Origin of the sequence: Nocardioides hwasunensis (genome assembly GCF_014779665.1) — a bacterium.
GTDB lineage: Bacteria > Actinomycetota > Actinomycetes > Propionibacteriales > Nocardioidaceae > Nocardioides > Nocardioides hwasunensis.
Genome location: NZ_JACXYY010000005.1, coordinates 259,546 through 270,868, shown reverse-complemented (window position 1 = coordinate 270,868; position 11,323 = coordinate 259,546). Strand labels below are relative to the sequence as shown.

Below are 11,323 nucleotides of genomic sequence, written 5' to 3'. Positions count from 1 at the left end.
GCTCGTCAGAACGCATAGCGCACCATCAGGTATGGAGCCTCCTCATCGATCACCGCGATCAGCCGGTCCAGCCAGGTGCGCTTCCACGATGCGCGGTAGCGCAGGTTGCGCTGCCCGCTGTGGCTCTGCTTGTGCTCCTGGAGGTCGGGGCGCCACAGCAGGTCCTCGCCGCGCGGGTGCCACTGGAGGTTGACCTCGTGCAGTGCCTCGTTGTGGGTGAGCATGATGATCTCGCAGGCCAGCTGCGCCTTGGCCGCAGAGTCGAGGACGTCGTCGACCTCACGCAGGAGGGCGCGCCAGCCGTCGAGCCAACCCTCGAACACCACGACCGGACTGAGGTTGAGGTGGACCTCGTAGCCCGCGGCGACGAAGTCGTTGACGGCCGCGATGCGCTGCGAGACCGGGGTGGTGCGGAGGTCGAGCTGACGCGAGACGTCGTGCGGCATGAGGGAGAAGCGCACCCGCGTGCCCCCGCGCGGGTCGTACGTCAGCAGGTCGGGGTTGACGAACTTGGTGGCGAAGCTGGCCTTGGCACCGTCGAGCTCCGCAAATGCCGACACCAGGTCGGCGACGTTGTCCGAGATCAGGGCGTCGACCGAGCAGTCGCCGTTCTCGCCGATGTCGTAGACCCAGTCCACCGGGTCGCACTGGTTGGGCGCGGGCTTGGGTCCTTGCCGTGCCACGTGCCGCTGGAGGTAGCCGATGATCCTGTCGGTGTTGACGAAGACGGTGATGGGGTTGGCGTAGCCCTTGCGGCGCGGGACGTAGCAGTAGTTGCACGCCATCGCGCAGCCGTTGGCCGTCGACGGTGCGATGAAGTCCGCGGAGCGACCGTTGGGGCGTGCCGCGAGGCTCTTCTTGGAGCCCAGCACCAGCACCTCGCGCTTGTTGCGGACCCAGTCGGTGACCGTGCCGGGGTTGCCGTAGAGGCCGGGGATGTCCTGGTGAGCGGCCACCTCGACCCTTTCGGCATCGGGGAACCGGTCGAGCACCTGCCGTCCGCGCGGGAGGTCGGGCACGTCGGGCTCGTGGTAGATCCGGCGGATGTCGAGCATCCGCGCCGCGGGTGATCGGACCATCGAGTCACCTCACAGCGAGGCGACAGAGCCCGCGTCGACACGGTAGTTCGCCCCGTTGACGAAGCTGGCCCGGGCCGAGCACAGGAACGCGATGACGGCCGCGACCTCCTCGGGCTCGCCACGCCGACCCAGCTCCATGAAGGGTCGCTCCTCGTCGAGGAACGAGGAGATCGCCTCGTCGCGCGTGCCACCCTCCTCCTCGGCGCGCTGGTCCATCATCGCGTCGGTCATGGGGGTGCTGATGAAGGCCGGCGAGACGCTGTTGACCAGCACACCCTCGTCGGCGTAGGTCCGCGACAGCCCCTTCGCGAACGCGAGCAGGCCGGCCTTGGCCGCGCAGTAGGGCAGCTCGTCGTCGTAGGGCTGCATCGCGTCCTCGGAGTTCACGAAGACGATCCGTGCCCACCCCGTGCCTCGCAGCGCCGGCAGGAACGCGCGCGTCACGCGGATCGCCGAGAGGAGGTTGACCGTCAGCACCTCGGTGAACGCGGCGTCGTCGAGCTCGTGGAAGGCGCCCGTCGGGCCGGTGATGCCGGCACCGTTCACGAGGATGTCGATGTCACCCACGGCCGCCTCGACGTCTCGCGCCAGCTGGACGGCGGCGGCGTCGTCGACGAGGTCGGCGACGACCGTGTGCACACGCGCGCCGTCGGGCAGCCACGCGACGGCCTCGTCGAGCTCGTCCCGATCGGTGTCGGACAGCACGACCTCCACGCCGTCCTGGAGCAGGACGGCCGCGGTCGCCCGACCGATGCCACCTGCCCCGCCGGTGATGAGCGCCTTCTTGCCTGCGATGCCGAGGTCCATGGCTCGAGGTGATCATCCGGAGCCGGGAGGGGCCCACCCCCTCAGGGGTTGAACCGGCGTCGCGGCGCTCGTCTCCCCGGCAGTGCCACCCCTGGGGCGGTGGTCCGGGCCCGGGACGTTGCCTACCGTGGGGGCCGTCTTCGAGTGACCTCACCACTACCGGGTGGTGACTTCCACCCGTGCTGGGTGATCGAAGACTGCGGCCTGGCCCCGGAAGATGGCCAGGCCGCACCCCACGACTGCACTGCCACCGTACGCCCGGGCACCGACACTGCGGTCCCGTCAGGCGCGGGAGTGCTCCGTCAGGCGTCGTCGGGCGCGGACTCGAGCGCGGACTCGAGCGCGATGAGGGCGTTCTCGACGACCTCGGTCAGGGCGGGATGGATCCAGTACGTCGAGCGGGCCAGCCCCGCGACGGGCACGTCGTGGGCCATCGCCATCACAAGCGGCTGGACCAGGACCGAGGCCATCGGCGCGACCAGGTGGGCTCCGACGAGGCGGCCGGTCGAGCGTCGTCCGACCAGCTTGACGAAGCCGTTGGCCTCGGCGTCGTCGTCGAGGTCACCGGCCAGCGCCCAGCCGTACGCCACGTCGGCGACGTCGTGTCGCGCGACCACCACGTCGTCGCCGTGCTCGTCGCGCGCCTCGGCCTCGGTGAGGCCCACGCGGGCGATCTGCGGGTGGGTGAAGACGGCCTGGGGAACCGCGCGGTGGTCGCTGACGGCCAGGTCCGAGGGCCCGTCACCCGTGTGTCGCAGCGCTCGCAGCAGGTTGTGCTGGACCACGCGCGCGTCCTGGTTGGCGACGTGCTTGAGCGGCTGGTCGCTGCTGGCGTCGCCGAGCGACCACACGCCGTCGGCACTGGTGCGCTGGTGCTCGTCGACGACGATCCGGCCGCTGTCGTCGACGTCCACGCCCGCTCGCTCGAGGTCGAGCAGGTCCGAGTTCGGCTGACGGCCGATGGCCAGCAGCAGGACGTCGACCTCGGCCTCCTCGCCGTCGGCGAGGTGGAGGGTGATCGGGTCACCGCCCCCGCCGCTGACCTTCTCGAGCTCGGTGCCGAGGCGTACGTCCCACCGTCGCTCGACGGCAGAAGTGAAGTGCGCGGCGACGTCGGCGTCCTGGTCGTTCAGGAGGCTGTCGCCCCCCTCGACCTGCACGACCTCCGCGCCGTAGGAGGAGAACACGTGCGCCAGCTCCGACCCGACGTATCCACCGCCGACGACCCCGAGCCGGGCGGGGAACGCCTCGAGCCGCATGATCGTGTCGCTGGTCTCGAAGCCGGCCTCCTCGAGTCCGGGGATGTCGGGCACGACAGGACGCGTCCCGGTGGCCAGCACGACCTGGTCGCCGGTGACCTCGGTGATCTTGCCGTCCACGTCGATCGCGAGCGTGCGCGGACCGGTGAAGCTCGCGGTCCCCTGGTAGACGTCGATGTTGTCGGCCTCCTCGCGCCCCTCGAGCCCGTCGGCGGCGTCCGCGTCGACCTTGGCGATCACCCGGTCACGGATCGTCCTCCACTCGGCCGGGCCGACCCGTGTCGGGACGCCCAGGGCATCACCGCGACGAGCGGTGGTGGCGACGTCCGCGGGAAGGATGAACATCTTCGACGGGATGCACCCGCGGTTCAGGCAGGTGCCGCCGAACGGTCCCCGCTCCACGAGTGCGACGCGGAAGTCGTCGAACTGCTCGTCGACGATGATGTTGCCGGATCCGGCGCCGACGATGACGAGGTCGTAGTGCTGTGTGGTCACACAGCGAGGCTAGGCAGCCGACCCGGAACGCACCGGCCCCCTGGGGGTGAGGCACTCCCCCGGCGGCCTATCTGTGTCGGTGGAAACGCGTGTCGCCGTCGGGGAGGCGCTCGGCGGTGTAGGCGGGGTCGTGGGCGCGATGGTGGTGGTGGCTGCAGAAGAGGATGCCCTCGTCGAGGTCGGTGCGGCCGCCGCGCTGCCAGGGCTCGAGGTGGTGGGCCTCGCACCAGGTCGCGGGCACGTCGCAGCCCTCGCCGCGACAGGTCCGGTCGCGGATCGCCATGGCGATGCGCTGGCCGGCGCTGAACAAGCGGCGCGCGCGACCCAGGTCGAGCGGGCGGCTGCGGCCACCGAGGACCATCGGGAGGATCCTGGCGTTGCAGGCGAGCCGTCTGGCCTGGGCGGCGGTGATCCGGTCGCCGCCGGCGTCACTCCCGTCCGAGTCGTCGCCGGGCACGAGCCCGCCGCCGATCAGGTCAGCAGCCGCGAGGTCGGACTGCATCTTCTCGAGCGGGATCGTGATGACGATGGTGGTGGCGTCGCCGCCGTGGATCGGGAGCCGGCTCGGGTCGATGGCCTCGAGGAACGCGGCGAACGCCCTCCCCATCCGCCTGGGATAGGCGAGTCGGATGACCGGGTCGTGGGCGGTCGCCTGCGCGGTCGCCTCCTCCGCGGCTGCTCCCCCGGCGCGGTCAGCGTCCACGCGGGTGCTCGACACCTCGCGCCGCGGGTTGGCGTAGGCCTCGAGGTAGGTGGCGAACCTGGTGGCGACCGCGTCCGCCACGCGCGAGCTGATGCGGGTCGTGCCGTCCCCGAGTCGTCGCATGGTCAGGCGGGTCTGCTGCTCGGCGTTCGCCTCGAGCTCGGCGAGGCGGGCGGCCTCTGCGGCTTCGGCGATCTCGGGGGCCACGACGTCGAGGATCCGTCGCCCGACCCGGCCCAGCTCCTTCGGCCCGAGCTGGGCTGTCTGCTCGACCAGGAACGCCTCGGCTCGGGCTGTCGTTTCGACGTCGACGGACGCGGGCAGTGCCTCGAGGGCGCGACGGACCACGTGTGCCTGCGCCAGCGTCGCCGTGCCCTCCCGCATCGCCGCAGCCAGGACCGGGCGGCACCGATCCATCGCCTGCGCGAGCGCCAGGTCGGCTCGTGCGTCGGCGAACCGCGTCCGCGTGTGGTGGGCGAGCCACCCCGCTGCATCCTTCGCCGCGGTCGCTGCGGCCACGTCGCCGGCGTCGGCCAGCACCCGCAACCGCAGCTCCGCCAGCTGCGCCTCCGCTGCGACCAGCTCGCGCAGCGCGACCGCCTTGTCGTCGGCCGTCATGAACGACGGGTTCGCGTCGGCGACCGACTTCAGCACCGCGCGGACACCCACCGCAGCACCCACGATCGGGTGCTGCGCGGAGTGCTGGCGAGAGGTCATGGCACGAGCCTCGTGAGACCCACCGACACCTGAGCCGCACCTGCGGCCAAGGCTGTGGAGAACCCCGATCCAACGGCGCCTGTGGACGGTCGGTGGTCCGCTGGCGCAGGCGCAGCCCCACTCGCCCAGCCGAGTCGGAGGCCCGACGTGGGCACCTCGACCGCGACGGTATCGCCCACCCAGGCGCGGAGACCAGCGACGGCCTCGACCGCCTCGTCCTCCTCGGGGGGCGTCCCGAGCTCGTCCTCGGTGATCTCGACGTAGCCGATCGCCAGCAGGGTGGGGAGCTCGACCCCCGACCCGGCCACTCGATGGGCACCGCCATCCGAGCCGACCACGACTGCGCGTGTCACACCCTCGTCGTCCTCCCGGAGAGCAAGCAAGGAGCCGTCACCGGCCGCGTCGCCGATCGGTCGCAGCCGACGGGCGACGGCACTGTCGGCCGCGAACGCCACCGCTCAGACGAACGGCAGGAGCGACTCGAGCGAGTCCGTGGGCGTCTTGAGGGCGATGCCGGTGCCGATCGCGCCGAGCTTCCAGCCCGACCCGTCGCGGGACAGCTTCGCCATGACGAGCCCGGTCTCCCGGACCCCGAGGGTGATGGTGAACCGGGCCAGCTCGGTGCCGTCGTCGTCGACGAGGCGGCAGTAGGCGTTGCGGACGTATTCCAGGGAGTGGCCCTGATAGCTCGTGACCAGGAAGAGGATCGACTCGACCTTGGGGTAGACCCGATCCAGGTCGACCGTGATCACCTCGTCGTCGCCCTCGCCCTTCCCGGTGGTGTTGTCGCCGAGGTGGACCACCGATCCGTCCCGGGTCGCCAGGTGGTTGAAGAAGGCGAGGTCGAAGAACTGGCCGCCGGCGAACTGGACGGCCGAGGCGTCGAGGTCGATGGGCGCTGCACCGCTGCCGATGAAGCCGGCCGTCGGGGCGTGGTCCCAGCCGACGGCCATCTGCACCTTCGACAGCTCTTTCCCGCCCGCGGAGGCGAGCCTGACTTCCTGACCCTCGGTCAGCTCGATCACAGGTCGCTCCCGTCGGTCGTCGATGCTCCCGAACCTACCGCGACCGTCCACTCAGTCCTGACGAGCTCGCTTCGTACGCGCGGTGGCCGGTGCGGTGCGTGGGTCCTCGGGCCAGGCGTGCTTGGGGTAGCGCCCCCGCAGGTCGGCGCGCACGCCCGGGTAGCCGTTGTCCCAGAAGGACTCCAGGTCTGCGGTCACGGCCGCCGGGCGTCGCGCCGGCGAGAGCAGGTGCAGCAGCAGTGGGACCCGACCGTCGGCCAGGACCGGTGCCGCGGTCCAACCGAAGACCTCCTGCAGCCGCACGGCGAGCACCGGCTGCTCCTGGGAGTAGTCGACCCGCACGCGCGACCCGCTGGGCACCTCGACCTGCTCGGGGGCCAGGTCGTCGAGCCTGCCGGCCTCCGACCACGGCACCATCGCCCGCAGGGCAGCCGTCACGTCGATCCGACGCAGGTCCTGCGCCGAGCGCACCCGCGCCAGCTGCGTCCCGAGCCAGGTGTCGAGGTCCCGGGTGAGCGCCGCGTCGCCCACGTCGGGCCACGGGGCACCCAGCGCGCGGTGCAGGAAGTCCAGGCGGGCACGCAGCGCCGTGGCCGCCGGCGTCCACGAGAGGAGGGCGATGCCCTCGGTCGCGACGGCCTCCCGGATCGCGCCGCTCACGGCCTGGGCGGGTGGATCGCTGAGCGGCACCGAGCTGAGCTCGATCGCGCCGAGCAGCGTGCGGCGGCGAGCCAGCACCCGCCCACCGGTCCAGGTGACCTCGTCGACCTCGGTCCACGACGACCCCGCTGCCTCCAGCGCGAGGTCCTCGGTCAGGGGTGCCGCCGCCCGGATCCGGGCCTCCCGCTCCCCGGGCCGTCGCTGTGCGTCGCCGACCGCGAGCCACTCCAGCCCGGCCAGCGGGCCGGGGTCACGTGGATCGAGCGCGGCGCCCGTCCCCGACGCCATCAGGTAGCTCGACGTGCCGGAGCGCTTGCGCGCGATCCGGTCCGGGTGGGCCAGCGCCACCACCAGTCCGACCGCCACGTCATCGGTCAGCGCTCGAGCGGGGCTCGACGTCACCCCCCGACCACCGGCGGAGGACTGCCGAGCGACGACCTCCTCCAGCCGGGCGACCTGGCGGCGCCACGATCCCGCCCGCTGGTCACCGCGCAGCGAGCGGAGAGCAGCGACCAGGTCCCCGCCGGGAGCACGTACGTCCTCGCTCAGCAGGGCGACCACCTCCGCGGCCCGCCTCGCGCCGACCGGACCCGCCCCGTCGATGAGGGCACGCGCCAGCCTGGGATCGACCGGCACACCGGCGATCACCCGGCCGCGGGAGGTGGCGTTGCCGTCCTCGGTCATCGCACCCAGGTCCATCAGCACGTCCCGGGCCGTCGACAGGGCGTGCGCCGGCGGCTGGTCGAGCAGCGCCAGGTCACGGACGCCCGGGCCGCCCCAGCAGGCCACCTCGAGGGCGAAGGCCGTCAGGTCGGCGGTGGCGATCTCGGGCTCGGGGTGGGCGGCCAGGTGCGCGTGCTCGGCCTCGGACCAGCACCGCAGCACCGCACCCGGCCCCAGCCGTCCGGCCCGCCCGGCCCGTTGCTCGGCCGCCGCCCGGCTCACCGCGACGGTGACCAGGGACGCCAGTCCGCGACGGTGGTCGGTGCGCGGCTCGCGTGAGAACCCGGCGTCCACCACGACGCGTACGCCTGGCACCGTCAGCGACGACTCGGCGACCGCGGTCGAGACGATCACCCGTCGACGCGGGCCCTCGGCGAGCGCGCGATCCTGCGCGACGCCGGACAGACGGCCGTGCAGGGCGTGCACGGACGCGTCCACGCCGGCCAGGCGGCGTACGGTCGCCTCGACCTCGGCCACACCCGGCACGAACACCAGGACGTCCCCCTCGTGCTCGGCCAGCGCACGACGCACGGTCGCTGCCACGTGGTCGTGGAACGCCGGCGTGATGCCCCGGTCGTCGGTACGACGCGCTCCCGCGGGCAGCGGGCACCAGATCGTCTGCACCGGGTGCAGGGCACCGGGGACGCGGATCACCGGAGTGCCGTCGCCGAGCAGGGTGGCGGTCCGGTCGGCCTCGACGGTGGCCGACATCGCCAGCAGGGACAGGTCCTCGCGCAGATGGGTCCGGACGTCGACGAGCAGCGCCAGGGTCAGGTCCGCGTCGAGGTGGCGCTCGTGCACCTCGTCGAGCACGACGGCCCCGACACCGACCAGCTCGGGATCGTGCTGGATCCGGCGGAGCAGCAGGCCCGTCGTGACCACCTCGACCCGTGTGCGCCGGCCGGTGCGTCGCTCGCCGCGCACCGAGTACCCGACCGTCTCGCCGACCGGCTCGCCCAGCAGATGCGCCAGCCGACGTGCAGCGGCGCGGGCTGCGATGCGGCTGGGCTGTGTGACGACGACCCGCCCGTCGACCACCCCGGCCACCGCGGGCGGGACCAGGGTCGTCTTGCCGGTGCCCGGAGGCGCGTGGACCACCGCGACCCCGCGCGTGCCGAGCGCCTCGACGAGGGCCTCCAGGCCCGCCGCGACCGGGAGGTCGGGCGGTGCGGCGAGCAGGTCGCGCAACGGGTCGGACACGCGTGCAGTGTGCCTGACCCGGCTGCCCCGGAGCCGTCAGTCCACCCCGAACGACACCGCGGAGGCCGCGTCGCGGATGAGCGACGCCGCGAGGTCCACCACCTTCGCGACTCCGCGCCCCTCGTGGCGGCGCAGCACGATGCGGCGCTGGCCCAGCCCGGGGACGTCGAGGGTCTCGACGCCCTCCTGCATGATCCCCTCGAGCGCGAGCGACGGCAGCAGGGCCATGCCCTCGCCGGCGGCGACGAGGGCCAGCGCCGAGCGGGTCTCGGTGTAGCGGTGGACAGTCGGGATGGCGCTGCCGGTGCTGCGGCGGACGCGCTCGAGGGCGCTCGCGCCGGCACCGTCGGGGTCGACGCCGAGCCAGGGCAGGCCGAGGCGGACCAGGTCGATGGAGTCCTCGGTGGTGATGGTGCCGGCGGGGACCACGAGCTTCCAGGGCTCGTCGAGCAGCGGCGTCTCGGTGAGGCGGGCCGGCAGCTTGCGGGTCGTCTGCTCGGCGTCGATCTCGAGGATGACGATGTCGAGCTCGCCGGCGCGCAGCTTGCGGAGCGTCTCCTCCTCCGCCGACTCGACGATCTCGAAGTGCAGCCGCGGGTGGCGCTCGCGCCAGGCCGGGATCTGCGGCAGCAGCACCTGCGACAGGAAGCTGTGGAAGCCACCGACCCGCACCGTGCCACCGGGCTCGTCCTCGTCGTCGACGAGACGGGCCCTGGCCTCGGTCAGCACCTTCTCGACGTCCTCGGCGGCCTCGGCGAGGGCCAGCCCGTCGTCGGTCAGCACCGTGCCCGTCGACGTCCGCCGGACGAGCGGCCGGCCGACTTCTGCCTCCAGCCTGGCCAACTGCTGGGAAACGGCGGATGGCGTGACGCGCAGGTCGTCGGCGGCCGCGAGCACGCCGCCGGAGCGCGCCACGGCGAGCAGGAACCGCAGGCGCCGGGGATCGATCTCCACGTTAAGAAACTCTAAACCACTGGTGTAGAGATGTGCGTTTGATCTGAATGCTCGCGGTGCTTCACACTTCAACGGACAGCGGCTGTGGGAGCCGTCGAGGAGAAGCAGGAACAGCACGATGATCGCGGCAACACTGGGGTGGGTCGGCACGATGGGGACGTTCGCGGCCTACATCCTGCTCTGGCGGGGCAAGCTCGGCTCCGACTCGCTCACCTATGCACTGATGAACACCGTCGGAGGTCTCCTCGGCGGTGCTGCCAGCGCCTACTACGGCGCGTGGCCGAGCGTCGCGTCCAACGTCGTGTGGGCCGCCGTCGGCCTGCAGAGCATCGTGGTCGAGGTACGCCGCCGGGTCCGCAGCCGCCGCTCGCGCGCGCGGTCGGCGATCGAGGCGCTCTACGAGCCGCTGACCGACTGCCTGGTCTGACGCCCACGGAGGCGCCGGACCGGGCAGTCGGGTGTCAGCGGTAGGACGTCACGTCCACCCGGGTGAGGCCCTCCACCGGCTTGCTCGTCCCCGCCAGCACCGCGTCGAACGACCGGTCGCCCTGCAGGCGGCGGGCGAAGAAGGCCTCGATGTAGGTCGCGGCGACGGTGCGCTCGTCGTCCTCGCCGAGGGTCCTGGTCAGACCGCCGTCCCGGGTGTAGCACCGGCCCGGGCGTCCCTTCGGGTGCGACGCGTCGTCCTCTCCACCCGGCAGACCACTGCTCGCCGCCCATCGGGTGTTGAGGTTGTTGTGGTTGGCGCCGTGCACGGTGATGTGGATGTTGACCCGGTTGTGCGCCCGCCGGGCGAGCCGGTTGAACTCGTCGGCACCGGTCGCGTCGCAGGTGCCGCCCCACGTCATCAGCGGCACGTCGGTGACCTGCAGGCGCTTGAACGCGCGGTCCATGAACGGCGGTTCGGCGGCGGCCATGCCGAACACCGCGCGCAGGCGTACGCCGTCGGGCACGAGGTGGCGGTTCTTCTTCGCCGCGGCCCACATCATCCCGCGGCCGCCGCGGGAGTGACCCATCAGGCCGACGCGCTGGAAGTCCGCAGCATCTGCGAGGTCCGGCGTCACCGGCTGACCGGTCGTCGCGTCGGTCAGCGCGCCGACCAGCCGGCCGCTGCCCCGCTCGGTGAGCCTCTGCCACAGCCGCAGGTGGCGGAAGGCGACGAGGGCGCGGGCCCGGTCGGCCACCTCGCCGAGCTCACCGGCGTTGACGCCGTTGGCGCCGACGGAGACCACGAGCATCCCGCGGGCCGCCAGCGTCTGGCCGAGGTAGTCGTAGCCCTGGTCGCTGTGGATGCCCACGAAGCGCTCGCGACACGGCCAGCTCCCCTCGGCCTTGCCGCTCGTGTCGTTGGCGCAGGTCCAGAAGAGCCCGTGTGCGAGCACGACCACCGGCAGGTGGCGGCCGGCGGCGTCGACCGGCGCGTAGACCCGGCCGGTCAGCTCGATCGCCGCGCGGTCCTTCGTCACCGCGCCGTCGTCGGTGAAGCCGTGGAAGCCGGGCACGGTCATCGCCGCGTCACCGAGGTCGTAGTCGTAGACCGCGACCTCGATGCCGGCGTCGGAGCCCGTGCGGTCGACCGTGCCGACGGAAGCGGCGTAGGCCGTCGTGGTGGCGGTGAGCGACGAGGCGAGCAGGCCGACGACGGCGAGGGTCAGCCCGCGTCGCAGGAGCCCTGGCAGCAGGTGGTGGCGATTCATGCCT

9 protein-coding genes are annotated in these 11,323 nt (G+C 72.6%); 1 reads left to right on the top strand and 8 read right to left on the bottom strand.

Annotated features, from left to right (window positions below; translation table 11 throughout):
* Positions 1–5: 5 nt before the first annotated feature.
* The 7 genes from IEZ25_RS13700 to IEZ25_RS13670 form a co-directional block, all read right to left on the bottom strand.
* A complete protein-coding gene (locus IEZ25_RS13700) occupies positions 6–1,079 on the bottom strand; it encodes a spore photoproduct lyase family protein (protein WP_191199993.1) in 1,074 nt (357 codons plus the stop codon).
* A 9-nt stretch (positions 1,080–1,088) separates the two neighbouring features.
* Positions 1,089–1,886 (bottom strand): SDR family NAD(P)-dependent oxidoreductase, encoded by a 798-nt coding sequence (locus IEZ25_RS13695; protein ID WP_191199992.1) that lies wholly within the window; start codon positions 1,884–1,886, stop codon positions 1,089–1,091.
* A 302-nt stretch (positions 1,887–2,188) separates the two neighbouring features.
* Entirely contained in the window at positions 2,189–3,640 is a 1,452-nt protein-coding gene (locus tag IEZ25_RS13690; RefSeq protein WP_191199991.1) for a mycothione reductase, read from the bottom strand.
* Between the two features lie 67 nt (positions 3,641–3,707).
* Entirely contained in the window at positions 3,708–5,060 is a 1,353-nt protein-coding gene (locus IEZ25_RS13685) for an HNH endonuclease signature motif containing protein (RefSeq protein ID WP_191199990.1), read from the bottom strand.
* 458 nt (positions 5,061–5,518) lie between these two features.
* On the bottom strand, positions 5,519–6,085 hold the full coding sequence (locus IEZ25_RS13680; RefSeq protein ID WP_191199989.1) for a TerD family protein: 567 nt from the start codon (positions 6,083–6,085) through the stop codon (positions 5,519–5,521).
* Between the two features lie 51 nt (positions 6,086–6,136).
* Entirely contained in the window at positions 6,137–8,668 is a 2,532-nt protein-coding gene (gene hrpB, locus IEZ25_RS13675; protein ID WP_318152225.1) for an ATP-dependent helicase HrpB, read from the bottom strand.
* Positions 8,669–8,704: 36 nt separating this feature from the next.
* Complete coding sequence (locus IEZ25_RS13670) at positions 8,705–9,622, bottom strand: LysR family transcriptional regulator (protein WP_191199988.1); 918 nt, start codon at positions 9,620–9,622, stop codon at positions 8,705–8,707.
* A gap of 118 nt (positions 9,623–9,740) precedes the next feature.
* On the opposite strand from IEZ25_RS13670, the gene IEZ25_RS13665 reads away from it, so the two are divergent.
* Positions 9,741–10,049 (top strand): CBU_0592 family membrane protein, encoded by a 309-nt coding sequence (locus IEZ25_RS13665; protein WP_191199987.1) that lies wholly within the window; start codon positions 9,741–9,743, stop codon positions 10,047–10,049.
* A 34-nt stretch (positions 10,050–10,083) separates the two neighbouring features.
* Here IEZ25_RS13665 and IEZ25_RS13660 read toward each other — a convergent pair whose 3' ends face one another.
* Positions 10,084–11,319: an alpha/beta hydrolase gene (locus tag IEZ25_RS13660; protein WP_191199986.1), complete on the bottom strand. Its 1,236-nt coding sequence runs from the start codon at positions 11,317–11,319 to the stop codon at positions 10,084–10,086.
* Positions 11,320–11,323 lie beyond the last annotated feature (4 nt).

Coding starts and splice junctions, on each gene's coding strand:
- IEZ25_RS13700 (WP_191199993.1), bottom strand. CDS start 1,079: ATGGTCCGATCACCCGCGGCGCGGATGCTCGACATCCGCCGGATCTAC.
- IEZ25_RS13695 (WP_191199992.1), bottom strand. CDS start 1,886: ATGGACCTCGGCATCGCAGGCAAGAAGGCGCTCATCACCGGCGGGGCA.
- IEZ25_RS13685 (WP_191199990.1), bottom strand. CDS start 5,060: ATGACCTCTCGCCAGCACTCCGCGCAGCACCCGATCGTGGGTGCTGCG.
- IEZ25_RS13665 (WP_191199987.1), top strand. CDS start 9,741: ATGATCGCGGCAACACTGGGGTGGGTCGGCACGATGGGGACGTTCGCG.
- IEZ25_RS13660 (WP_191199986.1), bottom strand. CDS start 11,319: ATGAATCGCCACCACCTGCTGCCAGGGCTCCTGCGACGCGGGCTGACC.